Source organism: Bradyrhizobium sp. USDA 3262, from assembly GCF_054060035.1.
The window spans coordinates 4,142,639-4,169,327 of record NZ_JBSSCT010000001.1 but is presented as its reverse complement, the minus strand read 5'-3'; the positions used below and the strand labels follow the sequence as shown (position 1 = coordinate 4,169,327).

Here is a 26,689-nt window from a genome sequence, read left to right as displayed (position 1 = left end):
TGAAGAAAGCGTGGATGGCCGGGTCAAGCCTGGCCATGACGACGCGGAATTGGTGGCCTCGCCAGCGATATACGCGATTGCCCTGCCCTCTGAAGGAGTTTTCCATGCGCGCCGCTCGCTCGATAACGCCTGTCCGCATCATGGGTCTTGCCGGCGTGCTCGCTTGCCTCTGCCTTCCCGCGCGCGCTGCCGATCCGAAAACCCGACGCCGCGATCAAGAACACGAGCATTGAAGCCAACGTCTATCTCGACGACAAGATCAAGGCAGATAGCGCGCTGGCGGCCGATTGCCTCGGCGAGGGCAGGAAATGGATCGACAGGAATGCCGCCGAGGCGGCATCAGCCCGGAAGGATGAGCCTGAGCTCTTCAGGGACCGCGGCGGCTACTCCTTCGAACGCAAATACTCCGAGCGTTCCGTCGTCGACGCTCGCTATGTGAGCGTGCTGCGCGACGATTACATGGACACCCACGGTGCGCATCCGAACACCGACGTCAACACCATCCTGTGGGATACGACAGCGAAGAAGCGCATCAGCATCCGCCCCTTCTTCACCGAGACAATGGATGACGGCCCGACCCTAACGGCGATGCGCAAGGCCGTCATCGCCGCGCTGAATGCCGAGAAGAAGCGGCGCGGCGCCGGCGAGACGGCGACCGCCGAATGGTACAAGGAGTTGAAGCCCACCCTGCTCAAGATCGGCGCCGTGACGCTGGCGCCGTCGACCGTGTCAGGCAAGAGCTCCGGCCTCGCCTTCCACTACCCGCCCTATGCCGTCGGCCCCTACGCCGAAGGCCAGTATGTCGCCTTCGTGCCGTGGGAGACGCTGAAGCCGTATCTGACGCCGGAAGGCGCAAAAATCTTCGCCGGCGCGCGGCCGAAGGGCGACGCGGACGATCAGCAATAGGGCGTCATCAACAAGCCGCGACAGTGGCGATCCGCGTTCCCCTCGCCTGCCATGGCCAGCCGTTGTAAAGCAAGACCATGACCGCATCGAAGCCTGCCGCTCCCGACATCAGCGCCCTCGCCAAGGACCTCCGTGCCGGCCACCGCGCCGCGCTGGCGCGGGCGATCACGCTGGTCGAGAGCCGGCGCGGCGATCACCAGGCGGCGGCGCGCGAGCTGGTGCAGGCGCTATTGCCCGACACCGGCAAGGCGGTGCGGGTCGGCATCACCGGCTCGCCCGGGGTCGGCAAGTCGACCACGATCGATGCGCTCGGCATGTTCCTGATCGAGCGCGGCCACAAGGTCGCGGTGCTGGCGGTCGATCCGTCCTCGGCGCGCACCGGCGGCTCGATCCTCGGCGACAAGACCCGGATGGCGCGGCTCGCCATCTCCGACCAGGCCTTCATCCGACCCTCGCCTTCCTCGGGCACGCTCGGCGGCGTCGCGGCGAAGACCCGCGAGGCGATGCTGCTGTGCGAGGCCGCCGGCTTCGATGTGGTGCTGGTCGAGACCGTCGGCATCGGCCAGTCCGAGACCGCGGTCTGCGACATGACCGACTTCTTCCTGGCGCTGATGCTGCCGGGCGCCGGAGATGAATTGCAGGGCATCAAGAAGGGCCTTGTCGAGCTCGCCGACATGATCGCGATCAACAAGGCCGACGGCGACAACCTCAAGCGCGCCAACCTCGCCGCCGCCGACTATCGCAGCGCGCTGCACATCCTGGCGCCGCGGTCCGAGCACTGGCATCCGCCGGTGGAGACCTATTCGGCGCTGACCGGCGCCGGGCTCGACCGGCTCTGGCAGAAGATCCTCGACCACCGTACCGCGATGAACGCTTCGGGCGAGTTCGCCGGCCGCCGCAGGGAGCAGCAGGTGAAGTGGATGTGGTCGATGCTGGAGAGCCGGATGATGGCGCGGCTGCGCTCGGATGCCGCGATCCGCGCCAGGGTGAAGAAGATGGAGGTCGAGGTCGCCGGCGGTCGCATCTCGCCCGCGGTCGCCGCCGAACAGATCGCGGAGATGCTGCATTGAGCGGCAGGCTGCGCATCCTTGTCACCGGCTTCGGGCCGTTTCCGGGTGCGCCGTTCAACCCGACCATGCCATTGGTGAAGCGGCTGACCGCCCTGCGCCGCCCGGCCTTCGACGACATCGCGCTGTCGAGCCACATCTTCGACGTCACCTACGCCGCCGTCGATCGCGAATTGCCGGAGCTGATCGCAAAACACCGGCCGCAGGCGCTCTTGATGTTCGGCCTCGCCGGCCGCACCGACTATCTGCGGATCGAAAGCCGCGCCCGCAACGCGGTGACCACGCGCTTCCCCAATGCCGGCCGCCAGCATGCGCGCAAGGGATCGATCGAGGGCGGCGCCGACGCGCAGGTGTTCGGACCTCATACTGAAAAACTGCTGCGCGCCGCGCTGGCGACCGGGATCGATGCGCGAGCCTCGCGCGACGCCGGCAGCTATCTCTGCAACTACCTGAGCTGGCGGGCGATCGAGGCCGTGAACCGCGACAATGATCTGCGCCTCGCGCAGTTCATCCACGTTCCGCCGCTCGCCCATGACGGAACGGCTGCGCCCGACAAATCATCCATCACGCTGGAAGCGCTCGTCGATGCCGGCGAAGCGATGCTGATGGAGCTGGTGAAACTGACCCGGCAGGCCTCGCGCGCGTGAGCGCGCGGATTGGGCGGTGCAAGTACACGCCCCTAGTTGGCATCCTCCAACTCACGCGTACGCAAGCTCAACCGTAGACCCCAGCAAATGCTAAAATTGGATCGAATGACGACGTCTGCGACGGCCATTCAGTGTCGTCACGGCGAAGGGCGGGACCCATAACCACGCAAGATCATTGTTGAGCGTCGCTGCAATGACGAGTCCCGTTCACAACACAAGCGCGGCGTATGGGTCCCGGCCCCCGTGCGCAATTGCGCACTAGGCCGGGACGACGCCTGGGAAGCAGCAGTGGGCCCGCATACTCCCCGGTGTCAGGCCCGCGAATGCGCTGGTGACGACATCGAGGAACGACTGTTTGACAACGTGAATCGGTTGCACCCGCGATTAACCCTACCGCCAACAATCGCCCCGCTGCGTCGGCATGTTCACCATGCCGCGCCGCGTTTCGCGCTACCACTCGACCCGCGAACGTCACCGCTCGCGAATGTTGCGAGGGCCATGCCCATGGACGTCAACCGCCGCCATCTGATCGGAGCAACCGCCGCCGGCGCAGCCGGCGTGCTTGCGATGTCGCCTGACGCTGCGCGTGCCGCCGCGCCGTCGACCGGCTCGCTCGGCCGCGACGTCACGCAATATGGCGTGCGCCCCGGCAGCCCCGACGACCAGACCCGCAATCTGCAGCGCGCGATCGACGACGCCGCGCGGGCGCAGGTGCCGCTCGCCTTCCCGCCCGGCGTCTACCGCACCGGCCTGTTGCGGCTTGCGCCCGGCAGCCAGCTGATCGGCGTCCGCGGCGCCAGCCGTCTGGTGTTCAACGGCGGCGCCTCGCTGCTGGAAGGCGAAGGCGCCGGCGGCGTCGTCCTGATGGGCCTCACCTTCGACGGCGGCAATGTCCCGCTGCCGAACCGGCGCGGCCTCGTGCATTGCCTGTCCGGCCGCGACATCCGCATCACCGATTGCCGCTTCACCGGCAGCGGCGGCAACGGCATCTGGTTCGAGCAGATGTCGGGCGACGTCAGCAACAATGTCTTCACCGACATCGCGACCACGGCGCTGGTGTCGTTCGACGCGATCGGCCTGATGGTGTCGCGCAACACCATCAAGGGCACCAACGACAACGGCATCGAGATCCTGCGCACCGCGATCGGCGACGACGGCTCGATCGTTGCCGACAACCGCATCGAGGACATCAAGGCCGGCCCCGGCGGCTCCGGGCAGTACGGCAACGCCATCAACGCCTTCCGCGCCGGCAACGTGATCGTGCGCGGCAACCGCATCAAGAACTGCGACTTCTCGGCGGTGCGCGGCAATTCGGCCTCCAACATCCACATCACCGACAACAGCGTCAGCAACGTCCGCGAGGTTGCGCTCTACTCGGAATTCTCGTTCGAGGCCGCGGTGATCGCCAACAACACCGTCGACGGCGCCGCGATCGGCGTCTCCGTGTGCAATTTCAACGAGGGCGGCCGCATCGCGGTGGTCCAGGGCAACATCATCCGCAACCTGCTGCCGAAGCGCCCTGCAGGCACCGACCCGAACGACGGCGCCGGCATCGGCATCTATGTCGAGGCCGACAGCACCGTGACCGGCAATGTGATCGAGAACGCGCCGACCTTCGGCATCGTCGCCGGCTGGGGCAAGTACCTGCGCGACGTCGCGATATCAGGCAACGTGGTCCGCAATGCCTTCGTCGGCATCGGCGTCTCGGTGGTGCCGGGCGCCGGCACCGCGCTGATCAACAACAACATGATCTCGGAAACTCCCGGCGGCGCCGTAGTCGGGCTCGACCACGCCCGCCCGATCACGCCGGATCTGTCGGCCGGCGGCGCCCAGCAATATGCGCAGCTTGTGGTCGGCGCGAACGCGGTGCGGCGCTAGCGCGTGATCCGGAAAAGCGCGAAGCGGTTTTCCCTCGCGACAAACGCGGAACGCGTTTGCACGGAGATCATGCTCAAAAAATAAGCGAGAGCGGTCGCCTACAGCGCGTTGCGCAGCAGCGGATAGCGCCGCTGGATGGTGTCGAGATCGAGCACCGGCGGCCGCACCGCCGGAGGGGGCATCTCCAGCGGCGGCGCGTCGGCCACGGTGAGCGGCTGCTCCAGCACTTCCGTTGCCGTCTCCAGCGCGGCCGCGACCGCGGTCATGGCGGCCTCCGCCAATGTCGCGGCCTCCGACCGCCGCTCCGGCACTGGCGAGATATCGCGCGGCGGCAGTTTCGACCTGCCGCGGCCGAGCCAGGACAGATCGATCGGCGAATTGTCGAGCGAGGCTTCGCGCGACAGCAATTCGCGCCAAATGTCGACCGCAGCGCGGGCTTCCCTGATGTTCTCGAGAAAGGCCTGCTCGCTGTGATAGCGCCGCCAGCGCCCGGTATCGAACAGTTCGGTAAGGTGCTCCAGCCTTTGCTCGGCGAGGTTGCACCAGCGTGCAACGATCTCCTGGCCTCTGGCCACGTCGGTCCGATGTGTCATTCAAGTTGCCCGCAGGAAAAGAAACGGACGCAGACGCAACCGAACCGAATCAACTGGACGTGACGCCGATATTCTGTGGAAAAGGTAAATAAAGTCTAACTAAATTCTTAATCGCGAATCGGCGATCGAAGAAGTCCGCTCGACTACGGAGTTTCTCGCTCGAACTGCCGTCAAGTCATCGACTGCCATGGTGGGCGAAGCGCACCGCTGCCGGGCAACGCACAGCGGAATGATCCACAGCAAACCGTCGCCGCCATCGCGCGCATCGCTATCCCGCCGCGCACGATCAAGCCCGTCATGCAAGGGTGCCCCCAAAATGAAAGACCCGTCCGGGGGGACAACCGGACGGGTCAAAGCCATATGGGCGCTTGGGGTGGATGGGCGCTCGCGCCTGATATAGCCGGGGAGGGATAAACCGCTCCCACACACATAAGTCGTGAGAGGAAGGCGGACGTTCAAATCGCCGGCGATTTTTTTAACCTTCTCGCGCCGCGGTTCCATCGCACCGTTGCCGGCGTTCGGCGTCGAAAATCACTGCGCAGCACGACGATTTGCTGCGGAATCCTCCGATGCGATCGACGGCGCAGGTTCATTCGACGTGCGGCTCACGGAAGTGTTATTGCCGTCGGCCTGCTCTGCAGGCTGCGACGGTTTGTCCGCGGCAGAGGCGACCGGAGCGCTGGTCGCCGCCATCACCGCGGCAAGCGCATCCGCCTCGCCGGCGCCGAACAGATCGTCACGTCCAGGCGTCCCGAGATCGCGCGCCGTGCTGGTCAGGATCCGTCGCACCTCGGCGGGCTTCAACACCGGATTCCGTTCCAGCACCAAGGCCGCGATGCCGCTGACGAACGCGGCCGAAAACGAGGTGCCCGACATCAGCTGGTACTTGCGGTCAGGCACCGGCACGAGGAGGTCGGCGCCCGGGGCCGCCAACGCGATATGGCTGCCGCGGTTTGAGGCCGCCATCAGCCGGTCGCCGGCATCGGTGCCACTCACCGCGATCACACCGGGATTGGCAGCCGGGTACAGTGGTGGCGATGTCGCGCCGGCATTGCCGGCTGCGGCGACCAACACGACGTCCTTCGCCGCGGCGGCGGCCACGGCGCGTCCGACAAGTGCATCCTGCGGTCCGGCAAAGCTCATATTCACGATCTGCGCGCCATGCGCCACCGCGTAGTCGAGACTCCTGAGGATCACATAGGAGGTGCTCCCGGCGCCGCCCGCGACCGCACCGAAGGCGCGGATCGCGAGAATCCGCACTTCCGGCGCGCTCCCCGTCAGCCTGACGCGCGCCGCAATCGCGCCGGCAATGGCGGTGCCGTGGGCTTGCGGGCCATCCTTGCTGCCGAGCGCATCGAACGTATCCGCGATCGTGTTCGCCAGCTCCGGATGGGCGGCATCGACACCGGAGTCGATGACGGCAATGGTGACATTCATTCCGCGCGCCAGTTTGTGGGCCGCGGGCAGATGGAGCTGTGTCTGGGCATATTGCGCCGGATCGCTGCCGCCCGACGCCTTCTGGTCCTGCAGCGCGTAACGGTAGTTCGGCTGCACGAAGCGGACGCCGGCATCGCCTGCGAGCTCGCGGCTCGCCGTTTCGGCCGAACGATTGCCCAAGATGCGGAACAGGCCGATCGTCGCACCCAGCAGCGCGACATTCTGCGAGGCGATCCGCCTCAACCCATGGCGGCGCGCGAGCGCATCGGCCTCCGCCTCCGTCAAGGCGCCGTCGATTTCGGCCACGAGTTCATTCGGCACGGTTCGCCTGCTCGACGCATCCTGCGTACGCAAACGGCCGCCACCACCGGCGCTGCCCTTCCGCGCTGCGCCCTTGCCGGCGGCCGTGCGGTCGGAGCATTGGCCGCGATCGCCGTCATCGCAATTGGCGGAGAAACGCGGCGCGGGGCGCACAGGGGGCGGCGACACGCGCGATCGTGGCCCATCGTCGGTCCACGACGTGGCCGGGCCGCGGTCCACCGACGGCGGCATGCGGCCAACCGTGCCGCCGAACCCGCCGACGGGATTGCCACCAACACGGCCCATAGCGGGATTGGCCCGCTGCCCAAGCGAGACCTGTGGCGCGCTACCGGTCGGCGATCGCATGAAATTCTGGGCGGAGGCGGAGCCGGCAACACAAACCAGCAACAATGCTGCGGCCGCGGCGATCGCGTGGTTCGTCGATCTGGTCCGGCCGTTGGCGGCCATGGTGACCTCAACTCGGCGCAGAACCGTCAGCCGCCGATTACGGCGTTTCGACCGCGAGGCTGACGATCTTCTCCTTCTGCAAACGCGCAATCAGCGCGGCGACGCTGCCCTTGTCCATTGCGCGGAACTGCAACCGGAACATCCCGCCCTTCCCGTCGAGGATCGAGGCCTGGTAATTGTCGAGCAGCGACGTGATGTCGGCGATCCTGGCATCGGGCGTGAAGCGCACCAATAGCCGGGTCGGCGTCGCCGCCACGCTGGCACCGAGGTCGCGGGTGATCGGCGCACTGGGTGCAACGGCGCTCGGCGCGCTGCGTTGTTCGACCGCATCAAGCGAGGCGGTCTCGAACAAGGCCGGCTGGCTGCGCATCAGCACCGTGCCGATCAAGCCCGCCTGCAACAACACCACGACCGCGCCGAGGCCGGACGACCAGGCCAGCGTCCGCGGCGATAATTTCGAAAAGAACTCCGAGACGGAGGCCGACATGCGTGCCCCCATCGACGGCTTGTGCTCCGGCTCGGCATCGATCGCGGCGAACAGCTTATGCATGGCGCGCGCCGAGGGCGCACCGAGGCTCTCGTTGAGGCCGATGGTTTCGGCATATTCCTCGCGAATGACGGCATATTGCCGGGCGAGCTCCGGATCGCTCGCGAGCGCGTCCTCGACGCGGCGCGTGTCACGCGCGTTCAGCGTGCCGGCCGCGTGCCAGGGCAGCAGCATCTCGATATCGTCAGGCTCTTGCACCTTTTTTCTCGCAGCCATCATGGCCAACCTCGCTCGACACCGGCTGCCTTCAGCAACTCGGCAAGTTTCTTGCGCGCATAGAACAGGCGCGTCTTCACGGTATTCTCCGGAATCCCCACGATCTCAGCGACATCTTCCACGGATTTCTCGTGATAGTAGACAAGATCGACAATTTCCCGATGTTCCGCCGATAGTCCCGTCAGGCACCTACGCAGCGTGTCACCGGTGTCCTTCTTCTGCACTACCGTTTCCGGATCGTCGGACGTGTCCTCGATCGCGTTCGCGGCCTCATCGTCCAATTCGGCGTCCTTCCTTCGCCGCAGCGAAGACAACGCCTTGAACCGGGTAATCGCCAGAAGCCAGGTCGAAACGGCGGATCGTCCCTCAAACTTGCCCGCCTGACGCCACACGTCCAGGAAGACCTCGCTGATGAGATCTTCCGCCACCTGTTCGTCCCGCACGAGCCGAAGCCCGAAGCGGTACACCCTGACATGGTGCCGCCCGTACAGCACCTGCATGGCAAGCCGGTCGCCTTGAGCGATCCGAGCGATCAGAACGTCGTCTGAAGCCGCCTGTGTCGCGCTCAATGGCCGTCTCGCAAAGTTGGTCTGAAGGGGGCGGTGCGTGGTTCGACGCGAGAGCCAAGATTCTTCACATTACGGCAATGTCCGCACTGCATGTGTGATCTATGCCACAGTCGGCGATTCAAATGAGGAAAAATCGGCCGAGACTCGATAAACGGTATCATAATAGTGAGAACTCTCGCGGGCAGGCACCATCGGGCGCGACCATACCAAGGCTTTATCGGCAAGCCAGCACCGTCACCAAGTCCACCACGGCGCAGGCTCCCGGCACACCGCTCCGGACCCGCTTCGGCAAACGGATTCCCCTTACGAAACAAGGGCGATGACCGGATCACACCGGGGTAGATTCGGTTCCAAAAGATACCAAACCTAAAGGCTTTCCCACGTAGATTTTCGCCGAATTTCACCAATGGCGGGACCATGGGCAGCGCTGCGTCGTCACTTCCCGGCCCGATCGCGGGCGCATCGGAAAGCGGCCGTCCCAGGCTCACGGCCGAGCGCCTGGCGCGCCGGGCCAGGCAGCGCCGCCAGATCCAGTCGATGATCGCAGCCTGCTTCGTGCTCGATGCCGTCGTGCTGCTGATCTACGCGCATGCCGGCACCACGTCCGTTTGGGTGGCGGCGGCCTACGCGCTGACCGGCCTCTGTTTGGTCGTTGTCTACGTGATGCTCTCCGAGCGCGGCTTTCACGAACGCTTCCGCGACCATTATCTGGTCGCGCCGCAATCGGCGATCAACATGGTGAACCTGCTGGTGTTCACCTACATCGCGCCGGAAGTCGGCGTGCTGTTCCTCTGCAATCTGTTCGTGGTGTTCGGCTTCGGCGCGCTGCGCACCTCGGCGCGGCAGACCGCGATCGTCTGGACCGTCATGGTGCTGGGCCTCGCCGCACTGTTCCTCGGCACCGACAAGGCGATCGGGATGCCGACCGCGACGCGGATCGATCGCCTCGCCACCATGCTGGTGTTCGCGCTGACGATCGGGCGCTGCATGTGTCTCGGCATCTTCTCCAGCTCGATGCAGCAATCGCTGTATCAGAGCGGCCTGAAGCTGAAGGAGGCCTACCGGCGCATCGAGGAGCTCGCCGAGCTCGATGAATTGACCGGCGCCTCCAATCGCCGCAGCATCATGCGCACGCTCGACGAGGAGATCGCGCGCTGCGCCCGCAACGGCAGCTCCTGCGCGGTCGCGCTAATCGACCTCGACCATTTCAAGCGCATCAACGACGTCTACGGCCATCCGATCGGCGACGAGGCGCTGCGCACCTTCGCCATCGGCATGTTCGCCAACCTCCGCAGCGTCGATCGCTTCGGCCGTTACGGCGGCGAGGAATTTCTGCTGGTGCTGCCCGACCTGTCGCAGGATCAGGCGATGCGCGCGCTCGAGCGGCTGCGCGCGATCATCGCCGATCTCGACTGGAGCGCATTCTCGCCCGGCATGCGGGTGACGATCTCCGCAGGCGTCACGACCCTCAAGCCGCGCGAAAACTCCGATACGTTGCTCGCCCGCGCCGACGGCGCGCTTTACGCAGCCAAGGCGAGAGGACGCAACCGCATCGCCAGCGCCTGAGATCCTTCATTCCCTCTTCGGCGCCGGAGAAGCCGTCGCCACTGCTCCAGGACAGAGTCATGAGTTTGAAGCCCGAGACCGCCCCCGAAAGTCTGCTCGACGAGCTGCAGACGACGCTCGCGCACGGCACCGTCGCACGCCGCGTCGAGACGCTGCGCCGCGTGACCGACCTCTTCATCAACGGCTCGGTGAACTATTCCAACGAACAGATCGTGCTGTTCGACGACGTTTTCCAATGCCTGCTCGAGCACATCGAAAACTCGGCCAAGGCGCTGCTCGCCAACCGCCTCGCCCCGATCGACACCGCGCCGCCGCAGACCATCCGCACCCTTGCCTTCGACGACCTGATCGAGGTCGCGGGCCCCGTGCTGACGCTGTCGCCGCGGCTCGACGACGACACCCTGATCGAAACGGGGCGCAGCAAGAGCCAGGCGCATCTGCTCGCGATCTCGAACCGCAAGACGCTGAGCGGTGCCGTCACCGACGTGCTGGTGCTGCGCGGCAATGACGAGGTGATCCAGAGCGCGGTCAACAATCCCGGCGCGGAGTTCACCGAGCGCGGGTTCACCCGCCTGGTCAGCCGCGCCGAGGGCGACGACAATCTGTCGACCTGCGTCGGCCTGCGCCCGAACATCCCGCGGCATCTCTATCTCAAGCTGGTTGCCAAGGCCTCGGACGCGGTCAGGCAGCGGCTCGAGGCCGCCAATCCGCAGCAGGCCAAGGAGATTCCGATCGCGGTGAAGGAAGCGACGCGACGCGCGCGCTCGGCGCCGGCCGCCGTGACGCCGGACACCGCGATCGCGCATGCCCTGGTCAAGTCGCTCTACCAGGACGGCCGGCTCGACGAATTCCAGCTCGCAGCCTTCGCCGAGGCCGGCAAGTTCGACGAGACCAATGCCTCGCTCGCCGCGCTCGCCAACGTCTCGGTCAGCGTCGCCGAGAACATGATGATCGAAACCCGCGCCGAGGGCGTCATGATCCTCGCCAAGGTCTCGGGCCTGTCATGGTCGACGGTGCGGGCGATCATCAACCTGCGCGACGACATCTCGGGCGGCGAGCCGACCGATCTGCAGGCCTGCAAGGACACCTATGAACGGCTGCGGCCGTCGACCGCGCAGCAGGTGCTGCGCTTCCATCGCATGCAGCAGTCCGCGCCCGCGGCCTAGTATCTCTGCCGTAGCCCGGATGAAGCACAGCGCAATCCGGGCTACGACGTTCTCTTCCCCTTCCCCCTGAAAGGGGGAAGGTCGGGATGGGGGTCCAGCCGCAGGCGACGCTGCTCTTGACGAGAGCTGATCCCCACGCGCTTTGCTCTGACGAGCAAAGCGACCTCCCCTTTTCAAGGGGAGGTTAGGGCTCAGCCGGATTTCGCTCCGCCCAGACTACGATTGCTCAATATCGTAGCGCCCTCGTTCCCATCAGCGCGCCGACGCTCGCGACGATCGCGGTCGCCAGCGTGTACCAGGTGGCGACGAACAGCGGCGAGTCATCGGTGCAGTGCGACGCGTAGACGGTCGCCGCAAGCCCTGCCGAGAGCAGGCCGGCTATCGCGCCGGCGACCGCCGGTCGCGCCGGCGCGCCCTGCCGCAGCCCGTACAGCGCGCCGATCAGCAGCGGCAGCGACATCGCGGGGATCGCGGTCATGCAGGCCATCGAATTCTTGCCGATCAGCCGCGTCATCATCGGCGTACGCTGCGGCATCATCATCTCGCCACTGATCGCGGCGACGAGGATGCCGGCGGGAATCAGCAGCCACCAGCCGAAGCCGCGCAGCGAAGCCTCCGGCCGCGTCAGATGCAGACTGACCGCGATCGCCGAAGCGGCGAGCGCCAGCGTCACCGCGAACTTCAGGTCGAAGAACGGATTGTGCATGGCGGTCATCACGTCGGGCCGCACGCCGAGTTCGGCGAAGAAAATCAGGAGCGAGACCGGCGCCGCCGCCAGCAGTGCCAGCATCAGCGCAAGACCGATCGGACGCGCGCGATAGGCATTGTCGGCGGCCAGGGTCCGAATGAGTTGATCGGTGTCCATGCTCATCGATCCCGTAATTTCGCGGTGAGGCTCGCAAGCCCGCGATGCAGCGCGACCCGCACCGCGCCCTCGCTCATCGAGAATTTCGCCGCGGTGTCCTTGATCGAGGCGCTGTCGACCGCGATCGATTGCAGCACCTCGCGCTGCCGCGCGGGCAACGCCTGCAGCTGGGCGCTTACCTCGCCCGGCGAGGCCGTCGGTTCCGGTGTTTCCCCGGGCAGCGTCTCGGCGAAATCATCGATGTTGACGAAGATCCGCTTGCCGCGGCGGCGCAGCGCGTCGATCAGCTTGTTGCGTGCGATCGCGAACAGCCACGGCGCGAACGCCGCGCTTGTATCCCAGGTCTGTCGCTTCAAATGCACCGCCAACAAGATGTCCTGCACGATGTCCTCGGACTGATCGACCGGCTGTCCCGCGCGCGCCAGGCCGCGGCGCGCCGCGGCACGGAGTACCGGCGTGATGGCCTTGAGCAGGCGATGATACGCCGCGTCATCGCCTGAAATGGCCGACCGCATCAGGCCGGTCCATTCATCCTCACGTTCGCGCACGCAGGCTCCTGAATTGCAATTCGGCCGATCTTTCAGTTCGTTACGCGGCACGCCAGACGATCACGAATTCGTGATCTCTATCCTCCGACCGCGCGCCGAGGATCGGCCTCAAAGAATCGCTCCGGCGGGTTTCCAGACGTCACGGCTCATAACACCGATCGGTCCGACAAGCATCGGTGCTGCTGCTCGCCCGATCGACCACTAGGACGAAATTGCCCAGCTTTTGCCCCTGGATGCCCGAAGATTCCCTTTTTCTGCCCCGGTGTGGACACGCAGCGGGGTCTCTTTTCGCCCTTGGGCGGGCGACATGGGGAGATCATCAAAATGAAGATCAAAGCCGGCGGGCGCTTGGCATTGATGGTTGCGACAGGACTGACAGGGCTTTTCGTAGGTCTCGCCGGTCCGCTGCCGGCACATGCGGCCGGTTCGGACACATCAGCATCGAAATCCGACAGCGCAACGGCCGACAAGTCCGCGCAACAGAGCCCCCGGCATAGCCGGCGCCATGCGCGCCGCCAGTCCTCCAAAACGGCCGATAAATCCGAGAGCAAGAAGGCCACCAGTAGCGACGCCGGCAGCGTCACCTCGGCAGGCATTCCCGCCACGGTCGCCAACGCCAATGCGGAGCTGACCTCCGGCGACGACAATGCGGCGGCGACGCCGGTGAAAGCCAATGCGTTGATTGCCGCGGCCGACAAGCCCGCAGACCAGTCCGACGGTAATGTGGTCGCATCCGACCAGCTCAACGACGTCGACCGCGCCCTGCAGCAGGAGCAGCCGGCGGAACAGCCGCAGCCGGCCCAGCCGCAGACCGTCCAGCAGGAGGCACCGCCTGCGCAACAGCCGGTCGCCGTGGCGGCACCCAAGCCGGCCCCGGTTCTGGCGAGCAGCGACAGCGCGAGCTGGGACCAGACCTCGCTGATCGGGAAGATCTTCATCGGCTTCGGCGCCCTGCTCACGGTGGCCTCCGCCGCGCGCATGTTCATGGCCTAGCGGAGGCACCTGCGGTGCGGCGCGGGGGGCGCCGCACCGCAGCCCAAAGCCTCGCTTCAGCCACTTGAAGCGCATCCCGTCAGCGGGCACATTGCCCGGCAAATCAGGCACGGGGTTTGCGTCCATGGCTACGTTCGAATTCATCATCGTCGAAAGCAAGGGACCGGTCGGCGTCATCACGCTGAACCGGCCGAAAATGCTGAATGCGCTCTCGTTCGGCGTGTTCCGCGAGATCGCCGCGGCGGTCGACGATCTCGAGGCCGACGACAAGATCGGCTGCATCCTGATCACCGGCAGCGAGAAGGCCTTCGCGGCCGGCGCCGACATCAAGGAGATGCAGCCGAAGGGCTTCATCGACATGTTCAACAGCGACTTCACCGCCATCGGCGGCGACCGCGTCGCCCGTTGCCGCAAGCCTACCATTGCCGCGGTCGCGGGCTATGCGCTCGGCGGCGGCTGCGAACTCGCGATGATGTGCGACATCATCATCGCCGCCGACACCGCCAAGTTCGGCCAGCCGGAAATCACCCTCGGCACCATTCCCGGCATCGGCGGCACGCAGCGCCTGACCCGCGCGATCGGCAAGTCGAAGGCGATGGACCTCTGCCTGACCGGGCGGATGATGGATGCGGCGGAAGCCGAGCGCTCGGGCCTCGTGTCGCGGATCGTGTCGGCCGACAAGCTGCTCGAGGAGGCGCTCGCGGCAGCCGAGAAGATCGCCTCGATGTCGCGCCCGGCGGTCGCGATGGCCAAGGAAGCCGTCAACCGCGCGTTCGAAACGCCGCTCGCGGAAGGCATGAATGTCGAGCGCAACCTGTTCCACTCGACCTTCGCGCTCGAGGATCGCTCCGAGGGCATGGCGGCGTTCATCGAGAAGCGCAAGCCGATCAACAAGAATCGTTAGCCCATCCGGCTCCGTTGCAAGGCCGCGGTGACGAGCGCGCGATAGGCGCGCTCGGCAAAATGCGTCGGCTTGTCGAGACCGAGCCGCGCGAGGCATTCGCGGTCGGCGGCATCGGGCGGATGCCGCATGCCCTGCCACAGCAGGCCGGCGAGTTGCAGCGGCGTGTGCTGCGCCTGCTGCAAGATCTGCAAGGCCGGAATCAGTCGCTGCTCCGCATCGGTGAAGTCGCTGCCGAACGGGAATGACGGCAGCAGCCCGGCGTCGCGCGCGGGCTTCAGCGCAGCACCGATGCGCTCGGGATAATTTTCGCGATGCGCCGCCGGAATCTCGTAGCTGCGCGGCAGCTTGCCGGCGTCCTTGGCCTGCCGCATCAATTCGCCCTGGAAGCGGGAGTCCGACACCTGCAGCATCGCGGCGATCACGTCGGCATCGGATTTCCCCCTGACGTCGGCGACGCCATATTCCGTGACAAAGACATCGCGCAGATGCCGCGGGATGGTCTCATGTCCATAGGACCAGCGGATGTTCGACTGCGCCTTCCTGCCGGACTGACGGGTCGCCTCCAGCGCCAGCACCGAACGTGCGCCCTCGAGCGCGAATGCCTGCGCCACAAAATTATACTGGCCGCCGACCCCGCTCACGACCTGGCCGTTCTCGAGACCGTCCGAGATCGCAGCGCCGAGCAGCGTCGCCATCATCGCATTGTTGACGAAGCGCGCATCGACCCGGGCGCGACGCTTGCCGTCCTCGTCGCCGAAGATCTCGTTGGTGAAGGAAACCGGCATCATCTGGATTCGCGCCAGCTGCTCTGGTGCCATCTCGCGCAGCGCCCGGTAGAATGATGGCGGGCCCAGGAAGAATGCGCCGTGCAGGATCACACCGCCAACGTCGCGCTTGAGGATGCCGGCATCGATCAGTCCTAAAAACGCCTCGAACAGCATCTCGCTGACGCCGTAGAGACCCTTTTCGAACGAGCCGGTCTCGGCCGCGACGAGTTGCCCGGTACCGGGCGCAAGGCGCTGCATGATGCCGCGGAATTGGGCGTTGTCGCGATGGCGGACCACGAGCCCCTGCGCCAGCGCGTCGCCGACCTGCCCGATGCCGATCTGCAGCGTGCCGCCGTCGCGCACCAGACCGGCGGCGTGCAAGCCGATCGCATATTTGGTGTCGCTGATCGGCTCGGACGGCGGCGCGAACAGCGGGAAATCGGTCTCGGGACTGTCGAGCACCGCGGCGAATTCATCCGCCGGCAGGTCGCCGGCGCCGGGCATGAACGGCAGCTCGGAATTGACCTGGCCGATTAGCTTGAACGACGCCCGCCCCTGCGCACGGGCGCGCAGCACGTCGAGTGTGGTGTCGGTGTTGCAGCTCAGGCTGTAGCGCGGCGCACCGTCGACCACGCGCTTGGCAACGAGCTGAGGCACGACATTCAGTCCGCACGACAACAAATATGACGCCGCATGGGTGTAGTTGGCGGAAATGTAGTGCTGTTGCGCCAATGGCTGGTGCAGCCACTGTCCCGCGAGGAAGAAGAACTCGATCACCTTGACGTTGGGCGGAAGTGCGCCGTGATGCAGCGCATCCGCATACGCGAGATCCGGATAGCCGCCGAACAGGCGATCGATCACCGGTCCGATGAAGCGCCGTTCGAGCAGGCTCTTCGGCTTCGGCTTTTCCAGCGTCAGTGCGGAGAACAGCGTCAGATTGATGGAGCGGTCGGCCAGTGCCCGCGCATACAGCGCGTTGACGATGTGGTTAGCCTTGCCGAGGCCGAGCGGCAGCCCGACCACCAGTTCGGTTCCGACGTCACGAATGATGTGCTCCGCGATCGCCTCGGGGTCGGAGAACAATATGGGCATCAGCAATGGACCCGGAGGAGACAGTGGATAACCGGCGTCGTTGAATCGACGGCCAGCGGTTCAAACTTATACTTCATATGATCGATACGTTCGCCTGTGACGAACCGGCAACAGACAAGAACTGAAATGATGTGCAGATGTCGCGCGGCGGTTTGCCTGTGGCGGCACCGCCCCGTAAACAGGTAGATGTGTCGACGGCGTCGGCGGGGGCGGACTGCCGGGGTTTTTGGTTTGCGGGATCACATGGTTGAGCGTGCCGCGAGGGTCGGCGATGTTGCGAAGCGCGTGCTTTCGTCGGGCATCGGCCTTGGCGTGCTGGCATGCGCGCTGCTGACGGAGACAGCGGCCCGCGCCGAGAGCCTGCCGGAAGCCCTGGTCAAGGCGTATCAGACCAATCCGCAACTCAATGCCGAGCGGGCTCGCCAGCGGGCGACCGACGAGAACGTGCCGCAGGCGCTGGCCGGCTACCGTCCCCAGATCATCGCCGGCCTGTCGGTCGGCCTGCAGGCGGTGCGCGACCAGCTGCCCGGCAATGTGATCCAGACCGCAACGCTGAAGCCGTGGCAGATCGGCGTCACGGTGACGCAGACCCTGTTCAACGGCTTCAAGACCGCCAACAGCGTCCGCGCCGCCGAGTTGCAGGTGCAATCCGGCCGCGAGGCGCTGCGCAATGTCGGCCAGGGCGTGCTGCTGGATGCCGTCACCGTCTACACCAATGTGCTGGCCAACCAGACCCTGGTCGAGGCGCAGCGCGCCAACGTCGCCTTCCTGAAGGAGACCCGGGCAATCACCGAACGACGCCTCAATGCCGGCGACGTGACGCCGACCGATACCGCCCAGGCCGAGGCACGGCTCAACCGCGGCCTCGCCGACCTCAACGCCGCCGAGGTCAATTTCGCGGTCAGCCAGGCCACCTATGCGCAGGTGGTCGGCACTGCGCCATCCCAGTTGCGTCCGGCCGAGACCATCGACCGGCTGCTGCCACGCAGCCGCGAGGATGCTATCGCGCTCTCGCTCCGCGAGCATCCCGCCGTCACCGCGGCAGGCTTCGACGTCGACGTCGCCTCGACCTCGATCCGCGTCGCCGAGAGCAGCCTGATGCCGAATGTCTCGGTGCAGGGCAGCGTCAGCCGCAGCCGCGACACCGACACCACGCTCGGCAGCTTCGGCACCGATCAAGCCTCGGTGATCGGCCAGGTCACCCAGCCGATCTATGACGGCGGCACCGCCGCATCGCAGACCCGGCAGGCCAAGGAAGTCGCGGCGCAGAGCCGGCTGGTGCTGGATAAGGTTCGCAATCAGGCTAAGACCGCCGTGGTCAGCGCGTGGGTTGCCAATGAAGGCGCCAAGATCGCGGTGTCGGCCTCGGAGTCCGAGATGAAGGCCGCGGAAGTTGCGCTCGCCGGCGTGCAGAAGGAAGCCGCGGGCGGCCAGCGCACCACGGTCGACGTGCTCAACGCGCAGCAGGATCTGATCACCGCGCGGGCACGGCTGATCGGTGCGCAGCGCGACCGCGTGATCGCCTCCTACACGCTGCTCAGCGCGACCGGACGGCTCGACGTCAAGACGCTGAACCTGAAGACGCCGGACTATCTGCCCGAGGTGCATTACCATCAGGTGCGCGACGCCTGGCACGGCCTGCGCACGCCGTCGGGACAATAGGCATTGCGGAACCGTTCGCACCGCGAACTGGCCCTTCCCGCCCTCTCTCTCCGCCGATAACCTCCGCCCCCGCCGGCAACCCATAATGCCGGCGCGCGTATGACGCGCATAACAGCCGAGCACGCAGGGAGACGTCCAATGCTGACGCGACGCGATATGATGCTGGCTTCCATCGCAGCCGGAGTGACCATGACCAGCAGCAACGCATTTTCCAAGGCAGCGCAGCCATCGACCGCGGTAAACTTCGACGTGCCTGCCGGGGCGTGCGACTGCCACACCCACATCCATGGCGACCCCGAGAAATTCCCGTTCTTCGCCGGCCGCGTCTACACGCCGGAACCGGCCTCGCCGGCGGAGATGAGCGCGCTGCACAGAGCGCTCCATGTCGAGCGCGTGGTGATCGTGACGCCGAGCGTCTACGGCCCCGACAATTCGTCGACCCTGTTCGGCATCACGGCCCGCGGGCCGACCGCGCGCGGCGTCGCCGTGATCGACGACAAGACCAGCGAGAGCGATCTCGATGCCATGAACAAGGCCGGCTTCCGCGGCATCCGCCTCAACCTCGCGACCGGCGGCGTCAACGATCCGAATGTCGGCCGGCAGCGCTTCTCGGCCGCGATCGAGCGGATGAAGGCGCGCGGCTGGCATGTGCAGCTGTTCACCAGCCTCGCCATGATCTCCGCGATCAAGGACCTCGTCGCCACAGCGCCGGTGCCGGTCGTGTTCGACCATTTCGGCGGCGCCGAGGCCGCACTCGGCACGGGCCAGCCGGGATTTGCCGACCTGCTCGCGCTGGTCAAATCCGGCAAGGCCTATGTCAAGATTTCCGGCGCCTACCGCGCCTCCAAGCTCGCACCCGATTATGCCGACGCCACGCCGCTGGCGCAGGCGCTGATCGCGGCCAATGCCGAGCGCATCGTCTGGGGCACCGACTGGCCGCACCCGGATTCGGTGACGCCGCAAGGCAGGAAGGTCACCGACGTGACGCCGCTGTTTCAGATCGACGACGGCCGCCTCCTCAACCAGCTTCCGGTCTGGGCGCCGGATGCCGCGATCCGCAAGGCGATCCTGGTCGACAACCCGGCGCGGCTCTACGGCTTCACCTGATTCCTTCTGAGCTAGCGCTCGCGCGGCCGGCGCGAGAAATAGAAGATCAACACCGGCAGCGTGATCAGGATCACCAGCGGCGCCAGCATCATGCCGGTGACGACGACGATGGCGAGCGGCTTCTGCACCTGCGAGCCGATACCTTCCGAAATCGCCGCCGGCAACAGGCCGACGCCCGCCACCACGCAGGTCATCAGCACCGGACGAAGCTGCAGCTCGCCGGTGCGGATCACCGCGCGCATCCGGTCATAGCCTTCGTCGATCAGCTGGTTGAACTGCGACAGGATGATGATGCCGTCCATCACGGCGATGCCGAACAGCGCGATAAAGCCGATCGCCGCCGAGACGCTGAACGGAATCCCCGAGATCAGAAGCCCGAGCACGCCGCCGAAGATCGCCATCGGGATCACGCTCATCGCGAGCATGGTGTCGACCATCGAGCCGAAATTGAAGAACAGCAGCACCGCGATCAGCGCGAGGCTGATCGGCACCACGATCGACAGCCGCCGGATCGCATCCTGCAGATTGCCGAATTCGCCGACCCACTCGACACGCGATCCCGGCGGCAGCTGCACCTGCTCGTCGATCTTCTGCTGCGCCTCCCGGATCGCGCTGCCGAGGTCGCGCTCGCGCACCGAGAACTTGATCGGCAAATAACGTTCCTGCTGTTCGCGGTAGATATAGGCCGCGCCGGAGATCAGGTTGATCGAGGCCACTTCAGAGAGCGGGATCTGCGTGATGCCGCCATTGGCGTTGGCCACCCCGATCCGCAAGTTCTGGATCGCCTCCGCGCTCTTGCGGTATTCCGGCGCAAGGCGGACGATGATCGGGAAGTGCCGGTCGCTGCCGGGTTCATAGAGGTCGCCGGCGCTGTCGCCGCCGACCGCAACCCGGATCGTGGCGTTGATGTCGCCCGGCGACAGGCCATAACGCGCGGCACGGGCGCGATCGACGTCGATCTGGATGGTCGGCTGGCCGAGCGAGGTGAACACCGCAAGGTCGGTGACGCCCTGCACGGTCGACAACACCGACTTGATCTTGTTGGCGGTGTCGGTCAGCGCCTGCAGATCATTGCCGTAGAGCTTGATCGAGTTCTCGCCCTTCACGCCGGACACCGCTTCCGACACGTTGTCCTGCAGATATTGCGAGAAATTGAATTCGACGCCCGGGAATCTCTCCTGCAACTGCGCCAGCAATTGCGCGGTAAGCACTTCCTTGTCGTGGGTGGTGGGCCATTCGCTGGCCGGCTTCAGCGGCGCGAAGAACTCGGCGTTGAACAGGCCGGCCGCGTCGGTGCCGTCGTCGGGACGGCCATGCTGCGACACCACCGACAGCACCTCGGGACGGCTGCGGATCAGCTTGCGCATCTCGTTGACATAGGCATTGCCTTCCTGCAGCGAGATCGTCGGCGGCAGCGTGGCGCGGATCCACAGATTGCCCTCCTCGAGCTTGGGCAGGAATTCGAGGCCGAGGAAGCGCGCGAAGATGATGGTCATGACCACGAGGCCGGCCGCACCGGTCATCACCATCCTGCGGTTGGCGATCGCCCAGTTCAGCACCGGCACGTAGATCCCGTCGAGCTTCTTGACGATCCAGGTCTCGGTCTCGTGGATGTGCGCCGGCAGGATGATCGCGCTCAGCGCCGGCGTCACCGTGAAGGTCGCAAGCAGGCCGCCGGCAAGCGCATAGGCATAGGTGCGCGCCATCGGGCCGAAGATGTTGCCCTCGACACCGGATAGCGTGAACAGCGGCAGGAACGCCGCGATGATAATCGCCGCGGCAAAGAAGATCGAACGCGACACATCGGCCCCCGCCGACAGGATGGCGTGGCTCTTCATCCCCATCACCGTGTCCTCGGAGATGTGGCTTCGCTCGTCTTCCGACAGCGCGGTGGTCTGCGACAGCCGGCGGAAGATCGCCTCCACCATGATCACGGTGGCATCGACGATCAGGCCGAAATCGATCGCGCCGACCGACAGCAGATTGGCGGATTCGCCGCGCAGCACCAGGATGATCACGGCGAAGAACAGTGCGAACGGGATCGTCGCGCCGACGATCAGCGCGCTGCGGAGGTCGCCGAGGAAGATCCACTGCAACAGCACGATCAGGAGGATGCCGACCACCATGTTGTGCAGCACGGTGTGGGTGGTGAGCTCGATCAGGTCCTTGCGGTCGTAGATCCGCTCGATCTTCACGCCGGGCGGCAGGATCGAGGAATGGTTGATGTCGTGGACCAGCTGCTCGACGCGGGAGATCGTCGGCGAGCTCTGCTCGCCGCGGCGCATCAGCACGATGCCCTGCACGATGTCGTCGTCATTGTCGAGGCCGGCGATACCGAGCCGCGGCTTCTCGCCGATCGTGACATGGGCGATGTCGCGCACCAGCACCGGATTGCCGCCGGACTGCGAGACCATGGTGTTGGCGAGGTCGTCGATCGAGCGGATCAGGCCGACGCCGCGCACCACGGCCGATTGCGAGCCGATGTTCACGGTGTTGCCGCCGACATTGATGTTGGCGTTGGAAACCGCCTGCAGCACTTGCGGCAGCGTCAGGCCGTTGGCGACCAACTTGTTGAAGTCGACCTGGATCTCATAGGTCTTGGTCTTGCCGCCCCAGCCGGTGACGTCGATCACGCCGGGCACCGCACGGAAGCGGCGCTGCAGCACCCAGTCCTGCAGCGTCTTGAGGTCGAGCACGCTGTAATTCGGCGGTCCCTTCAGGCGGTAGCGGAAGATTTCGCCGATCGGGCTCAGCGGCGAGATGCCGGGCAGCACGTTGCCCGGCAGCGGCGCGAGCTGCGACAGGCGGTTGAGCACCTGCTGCAGCGCCTCGTCATAGGTGTAGTCGAAGGAGAACTGCAGCTTGACGTCGGAGAGGCCGTACAGCGAGATGGTACGGATGGTCTTGAGGTTCTTGATGCCGGCGACCTGGGTCTCGATCGGGATCGTGATGTAGCGCTCGATCTCCTCGGCCGAGAGGCCCGGGCTCTGCGTCACGATGTCGACCATCGGCGGGGTTGGATCGGGATAGGCCTCGATGTTGAGCTGCTTGAACGCGAGCAGGCCGCCGATGAAGACGACCACGAACATGGCCACCATCAAGTAGCGGCGATTGACGGCAAGGGCGACGAGGCGATCCATTCAGATCGGCGCTTTCAACTGGAAGGGACTTTTCTTATTGAGCGTGATCTCCGCGCAAACGCGTTGCGCGTTTGTCGCGAGGGAAAACCGGTTCCCACGTTTCCGGATCATGCGCTTAGGTGCCTGATGCGGCGCGGTCGATGAAGAGGCTTCCCTTCGTCACGATCTGCTCGCCCGGCTTGAGGTTGCCGGCGACCTCGACGAGGTCGCCATTGATGAGGCCGGGCTTGATCTGGCGCAGTTCGATGGTCTTGTCGTCGGGCCTCGCGACCCAGACCCGAACCTGGTCACCCTCGTAGATCAGCGCCTGCTTCGGCACGCCGACCGCCGGATGATCGCCCTTCGAATACAGCGTCACATTGGCGAACATCTCGGGCTTCAGCCGCTTGTCGGCGTTGTCGATGGTGGCGCGGACCAGGAGGCGGCGCGAGGTCGCGTCGATCGCCGCGGCGACATAGTTGACCCGGGCGTTCAGCACCTTGCCCGGCAGCGCCATCACGCTGAAGGTGAGGTCCTGCCCGACCGCGACGCTGTCGGCGTCGGATTCGCGGACAAAGGCGATCAGCCAGACCGTCGACAGATCGCCGATCACGTAGACCGGGTCACTGGCGCCGGTCGAGACATACTGGCCCGGACCGGCCTTGCGCTGGACCACGGTGCCGCCGATCGGCGCGAACACCGTCGTCTCCGGATTGAGGCGGCCCTTCTGCCGCAGCGTCGTGATGTCGTCGTCGCTGAAGCCGAGGATGCGCAGCTTGTTCTGCGCCGCTTCCAGAAGCGTCTGCGCCGAGCGCGCATCGTTCTGCGCTTGCACCAGCGCCGCCTGCGCCTGCTGATAATCCTTCAGCGGGATCGCCTTGCCCTCGGACAGATCCTTGGCGCGCTTCTCCTGGATCTGCGCTAGGTCGAGCGCCGACTGCGCCTTGTTGAGGCCGGTCATCGCTGCGACGTAATCGTTCTGCGCCTGCACGGTGTCGGCCGCCTCGATCACGAACAGCGGCTGGCCCTTCACCACGGCATCGCCCGGCCGCACCATGAGGCGGGTGACGCGCCCGGTGTAGGGCGAATAGACCGGGGTGGAGCGGTCCTCATCGATGCCGATCTTGCCCTCGGTCACCAGCTCGGAGCGGAAGGTTCGCTCGCTCACTGTCTGGAAGGTCAGGCTGGCCCACTCGGCCGCCGACGGCGCATAACGCGCGCCGCCCTTGCGGGACTGGCTGGAGACTTCCGAAGATGTCTGCTTTTCCGTGCCGAAACGCGTGTAGCCATAGGCACCCGCGCAGGCAACCGCCAGCAGCACCGCGGCCACGACCAGGCGCGGGCGGCTAAAGCTCTGCATTCTCTTGGTAAACTCTTTCACCATGCGGTCCGCGGGGTCGATCGTTGCAGCGTCCGGCGGGACAGCCCCAGCGGTGCGCTAATAGTGCTGAATTGGCGTTTCAAACAACCTAAAAATCGCCCTTCGGCGATGCCAGTCGTTAAAGTTTGCATAGCCTGAACGGCAGCTGAATGTCTCATCCGGGAAACTCCGGGGGAGGAAACTCCGGAGGATGGCTGCCGAGCGGCATGGCCGGACGGGACCAATGCGCCGGGGTCCGCGACAGCACCGCCGCATGGCGGACCGAGCTCAGCGTGCCGAAACCGGACGGCACCCGTTCGATGAAGGGCTGCACCGCATCCGCCTTCAGGTCCTCGGTCGCAAGACCTCCCTCGAGGCGGCCGAGATTCCACAGCCAGCGCCCGGTCTGCGCCAGCGATACCCTGACGTGCCAGCTGCCGCCCTCGCGGGCCTGGCGGGCCTTCGCCATCATGGCACCGAACGCCATGAAATATCCGGTCGCGTGGTCGAGCATCTGGGCCGGCAATTCCTTCGGCCCATCGGTGCCCGCCGCCTGTCCTTCGGCATGATTGAAGCCGGTCGTGGTCTGCACCAGCGAGTCGAAGCCGCGGCGCCCGGCCCACGGTCCGGCATGGCCGTAGGCCGACAGCGTCACATAGACGATCCCGGGATTGATCCGCGCCGCTTCCTCCGGCGAGAAGCCGAGCCGTGCAATCGCCTGCGGACGATAGCCCTGCGAGAGAATATCGGCCTGCGCCACCAGACCCTGCATCACGCCCCGCCCCTGCTCGCTCCGCAGCTCAAGGAAGCTCGTGAGCTTGCCGCGGCCGGTGTCGATGGTGAGCCAGGGGATCGCCGGCAGATCGGGACCGGAGATCAGCAGCACGTCGGCGCCATGCGCCGCGAGCGTGCGGCCGGCGACGGGACCGGCGATCACGCGCGACAGATCGAGCACACGGATGCCGGCCAGCGGCCGGTTGCCGGCGGGCCACGGCTTTGGCGCGGCCTCGCCGATCTTCTCGATCGAGATCAGCGGCAGCTTTGCCAGTTCTTTGGCATGCGGCGTCGCCGACCACGCGTCGTGCGAGCGCATCAAGGCGACGACGCCGCCGGCGGCGTAGGCCGCGGTCTCGAACGCCTCGCCGTCCCATTGCAGCAGCGCGGCCTGGACCTCGTCACGCTCGGCGTTGCAGCCCAGCACCTTGCAGACGGCATCGCGATGATGCGGGAAATTGGTGTGCAGGCGGACGAAGCGATTGTCTTTGACACGATAGACGCCGGCGATCTTGTCCCAGGCCGGCGGCGGCGGCTTGTCGTCGACGCGCAAATAGCGCTCGCTGCGGCATTCGACGACGGCATGGCGGATGTCGACCGCGACCTCCTGCTGCTCGCCGCTGCGGGCCTTCCAGATCTCGGCCGCCGCGAGGCCGGCTGCTGCGATCGGCGCCTGCGCCGCGGCTGCGACCCGAAACGACGACGGCAGCTGCGGCTCGCTGCCGGTCAATGCGACCGCATCGAGCGCGGCCGGCGCGCCGCCAGCGCCGGTCCAGACATCGGAAAGGATTTCACGAATGTCCTGCATGCGCATACCCGTTTGCGATTATTCTATGCCCGAGCATGATGACAAAAAGGCGGTGCCCGATCCCAATCGTCATTTCCGGCCCTGCCTATATCTAGCTCTGCCCGACCCATACAGGAGTTGCAATGGCTGCCATCGATCCCCTCTCCGCCGGCGGTGTCTTCCTCGCGACCGCAGCGACCGACGCGGTCTACGTCATGTTCACCTCGGCGGTCGTGGCGCGCAAGCGCGTGCCGGCGGCGACCTGGAGCAGCGTCTGGTATGTGCTCTCCTCCTATGCGGTGATCAGCTACACCGAAAACTGGCTCTACGTCGCCTTCGCCGCCCTCGGCTCGTGGGTCGGCGCCTACGCATCGATCACCTTCCTGCACCGCCCGCCTGGCGGACCGCCGGTCGGCGCCGCGGTGGAGTAGCATGCAGCGGCTGAGGAAGTCATCCGTCATCGAGGCGACGGTGAGACCCGTCCGATAGCGGCCAGTTGTAAGCTGCGTGTCAGCATTCGCGTGTAGGCTGCACGCTCGCATTCTCGCGACATAAGTCGATGAACTCAGCGGATGGACAATGGCGCGTTCGCGCCGCATCCAACATCCCGCTTGCTGCTTCGAGACGGCCGCTGCGCGGCTTCCTCAGCATGACGGTGACGGACATGGGCTGACGGTCTCCTCAATCGTCGTCTTGGCCTAGTGCGCAATTGCACAGGAGGGGCCAGGACGACGGCGGTGGATGGTCCCCGATTCATGGTGACAAACACACGGGTGTCATCACATGCGAATGCGAAAGCGGGCGATCCAGTATTCCAGAGACGGTCGTGCTTGAGCCGAGAGGGCGCGTCCTCCGCTGTCGTCCCTGCCTAGTGCGCAATTGCGCACGGGAGCAGGGACCCATACTCCGTGGCGGTTGTTGTGGAGGGGGCTCGTCGTTGCAGCACGGCTCAACAATGACCATCGGTGGTTATGGGTCCCTGCTTTCGCAGGGACGACACCGAATGTGTGGCGGCTTCTGAGTCAAACTTCCGCGTTCTCGCGACATGATTTGTCCGAGCTTTGCTCTTCGTTCCGCCCTCTCTCTTGAACAGAGGGCGCAGGGAAAGCTGGGTGCCGATCGCACCCATGGGCCCCGTGCAAAGGGTAGAAAGCACGGGGGTAGGACCACAGGTGTAACCGGAGCAATCCGGCTTTCCCTGCGCGATGGCTTACGGCTTATACGTGCTCTCCCCGGCGAGACTGGGCTTTGTTGTCACCGTCTTCGCAAAAACGCTTGCGCGTTTTGCGAGGAGACACCTACCACTAGGGCGTCAGGCCTGCACGATTTCGCCGTCCGCCTCACGCGCACT

The 26,689-nt window shown here is 65.8% G+C and carries 21 protein-coding genes; 11 read left to right on the top strand and 10 right to left on the bottom strand.

Translation table 11 applies throughout. The features are described from left to right. Positions 1–147 precede the first annotated feature (147 nt). From ACVWYP_RS19045 to ACVWYP_RS19030, 4 genes are all read left to right on the top strand, one after another. Positions 148–906 carry an RsiV family protein gene (locus ACVWYP_RS19045; protein ID WP_456684129.1) on the top strand — a complete coding sequence of 253 codons (759 nt, stop codon included), beginning with the start codon at positions 148–150 and terminating at the stop codon, positions 904–906. Between the two features lie 77 nt (positions 907–983). Next, a complete protein-coding gene (gene meaB / locus ACVWYP_RS19040) occupies positions 984–1,976 on the top strand; it encodes a methylmalonyl Co-A mutase-associated GTPase MeaB (protein WP_304499391.1) in 993 nt (330 codons plus the stop codon). After that, positions 1,973–2,620, top strand: coding sequence for a pyroglutamyl-peptidase I (locus tag ACVWYP_RS19035; RefSeq protein WP_304499390.1), 648 nt, complete (start codon positions 1,973–1,975; stop codon positions 2,618–2,620). Before meaB ends, ACVWYP_RS19035 begins: the two co-directional genes overlap by 4 nt. A 504-nt stretch (positions 2,621–3,124) precedes the next feature. Then, positions 3,125–4,498, top strand: a complete 1,374-nt coding sequence (locus ACVWYP_RS19030) for a TIGR03808 family TAT-translocated repetitive protein (protein ID WP_304500250.1) — start codon at positions 3,125–3,127, stop codon at positions 4,496–4,498. Positions 4,499–4,596: 98 nt separating this feature from the next. Here ACVWYP_RS19030 and ACVWYP_RS19025 read toward each other — a convergent pair whose 3' ends face one another. From ACVWYP_RS19025 to ACVWYP_RS19010, 4 genes are all read right to left on the bottom strand, one after another. Next, positions 4,597–5,091, bottom strand: coding sequence for a TIGR03809 family protein (locus tag ACVWYP_RS19025; protein ID WP_028345365.1), 495 nt, complete (start codon positions 5,089–5,091; stop codon positions 4,597–4,599). A gap of 531 nt (positions 5,092–5,622) precedes the next feature. Continuing rightward, entirely contained in the window at positions 5,623–7,296 is a 1,674-nt protein-coding gene (locus tag ACVWYP_RS19020) for a S8 family serine peptidase (RefSeq protein ID WP_453946087.1), read from the bottom strand. A gap of 37 nt (positions 7,297–7,333) precedes the next feature. Continuing rightward, a complete protein-coding gene (locus tag ACVWYP_RS19015; protein ID WP_304499389.1) occupies positions 7,334–8,062 on the bottom strand; it encodes a hypothetical protein in 729 nt (242 codons plus the stop codon). Further along, positions 8,059–8,628: a sigma-70 family RNA polymerase sigma factor gene (locus ACVWYP_RS19010; RefSeq protein ID WP_016843228.1), complete on the bottom strand. Its 570-nt coding sequence runs from the start codon at positions 8,626–8,628 to the stop codon at positions 8,059–8,061. Before ACVWYP_RS19010 ends, ACVWYP_RS19015 begins: the two co-directional genes overlap by 4 nt. Before the next feature lie 417 nt (positions 8,629–9,045). Here ACVWYP_RS19010 and ACVWYP_RS19005 point away from each other — a divergent pair, with 417 nt between their 5' ends. Together ACVWYP_RS19005 and ACVWYP_RS19000 are read left to right on the top strand one after the other, a co-directional pair. After that, positions 9,046–10,194 carry a GGDEF domain-containing protein gene (locus ACVWYP_RS19005; protein ID WP_304499388.1) on the top strand — a complete coding sequence of 383 codons (1,149 nt, stop codon included), beginning with the start codon at positions 9,046–9,048 and terminating at the stop codon, positions 10,192–10,194. Positions 10,195–10,253: 59 nt separating this feature from the next. After that, positions 10,254–11,360, top strand: a complete 1,107-nt coding sequence (locus ACVWYP_RS19000; protein ID WP_304499387.1) for a DUF2336 domain-containing protein — start codon at positions 10,254–10,256, stop codon at positions 11,358–11,360. Positions 11,361–11,586: 226 nt separating this feature from the next. Here ACVWYP_RS19000 and ACVWYP_RS18995 read toward each other — a convergent pair whose 3' ends face one another. Next, entirely contained in the window at positions 11,587–12,225 is a 639-nt protein-coding gene (locus ACVWYP_RS18995; protein WP_304499386.1) for a DUF1109 domain-containing protein, read from the bottom strand. 2 nt (positions 12,226–12,227) lie between these two features. After that, positions 12,228–12,773, bottom strand: coding sequence for a sigma-70 family RNA polymerase sigma factor (locus tag ACVWYP_RS18990; protein ID WP_028345371.1), 546 nt, complete (start codon positions 12,771–12,773; stop codon positions 12,228–12,230). A 324-nt stretch (positions 12,774–13,097) separates the two neighbouring features. On the opposite strand from ACVWYP_RS18990, the gene ACVWYP_RS18985 reads away from it, so the two are divergent. Both ACVWYP_RS18985 and ACVWYP_RS18980 read left to right on the top strand, forming a co-directional pair. Continuing rightward, the gene (locus tag ACVWYP_RS18985; protein WP_456684128.1) at positions 13,098–13,766 is read left to right on the top strand and encodes a hypothetical protein; all 669 of its coding nucleotides are present in this window, start codon (positions 13,098–13,100) and stop codon (positions 13,764–13,766) included. 124 nt (positions 13,767–13,890) lie between these two features. Continuing rightward, the gene (locus tag ACVWYP_RS18980) at positions 13,891–14,670 is read left to right on the top strand and encodes an enoyl-CoA hydratase (RefSeq protein ID WP_304499384.1); all 780 of its coding nucleotides are present in this window, start codon (positions 13,891–13,893) and stop codon (positions 14,668–14,670) included. Here ACVWYP_RS18980 and ACVWYP_RS18975 read toward each other — a convergent pair. Next, positions 14,667–16,529: an acetyl-CoA hydrolase/transferase C-terminal domain-containing protein gene (locus ACVWYP_RS18975; protein WP_304499383.1), complete on the bottom strand. Its 1,863-nt coding sequence runs from the start codon at positions 16,527–16,529 to the stop codon at positions 14,667–14,669. The genes ACVWYP_RS18980 and ACVWYP_RS18975 overlap by 4 nt on opposite strands. Positions 16,530–16,772: 243 nt before the next feature. On the opposite strand from ACVWYP_RS18975, the gene ACVWYP_RS18970 reads away from it, so the two are divergent. Together ACVWYP_RS18970 and ACVWYP_RS18965 are read left to right on the top strand one after the other, a co-directional pair. After that, positions 16,773–18,191: a TolC family outer membrane protein gene (locus tag ACVWYP_RS18970; RefSeq protein ID WP_304499382.1), complete on the top strand. Its 1,419-nt coding sequence runs from the start codon at positions 16,773–16,775 to the stop codon at positions 18,189–18,191. 138 nt (positions 18,192–18,329) lie between these two features. Continuing rightward, positions 18,330–19,298, top strand: a complete 969-nt coding sequence (locus ACVWYP_RS18965; RefSeq protein WP_304499381.1) for an amidohydrolase family protein — start codon at positions 18,330–18,332, stop codon at positions 19,296–19,298. An 11-nt stretch (positions 19,299–19,309) separates the two neighbouring features. On the opposite strand, the gene ACVWYP_RS18960 is transcribed toward ACVWYP_RS18965, so the two are convergent. From ACVWYP_RS18960 to ACVWYP_RS18950, 3 genes are all read right to left on the bottom strand, one after another. Next, complete coding sequence (locus ACVWYP_RS18960; RefSeq protein ID WP_304499380.1) at positions 19,310–22,438, bottom strand: efflux RND transporter permease subunit; 3,129 nt, start codon at positions 22,436–22,438, stop codon at positions 19,310–19,312. 115 nt (positions 22,439–22,553) lie between these two features. Continuing rightward, positions 22,554–23,801, bottom strand: coding sequence for an efflux RND transporter periplasmic adaptor subunit (locus tag ACVWYP_RS18955; RefSeq protein WP_028345377.1), 1,248 nt, complete (start codon positions 23,799–23,801; stop codon positions 22,554–22,556). Between the two features lie 151 nt (positions 23,802–23,952). After that, the gene (locus ACVWYP_RS18950) at positions 23,953–25,359 is read right to left on the bottom strand and encodes a CoA transferase (protein ID WP_304499379.1); all 1,407 of its coding nucleotides are present in this window, start codon (positions 25,357–25,359) and stop codon (positions 23,953–23,955) included. A gap of 122 nt (positions 25,360–25,481) precedes the next feature. On the opposite strand from ACVWYP_RS18950, the gene ACVWYP_RS18945 reads away from it, so the two are divergent. Then, the gene (locus ACVWYP_RS18945; RefSeq protein ID WP_304499378.1) at positions 25,482–25,769 is read left to right on the top strand and encodes a hypothetical protein; all 288 of its coding nucleotides are present in this window, start codon (positions 25,482–25,484) and stop codon (positions 25,767–25,769) included. Positions 25,770–26,689: the final 920 nt, after the last annotated feature.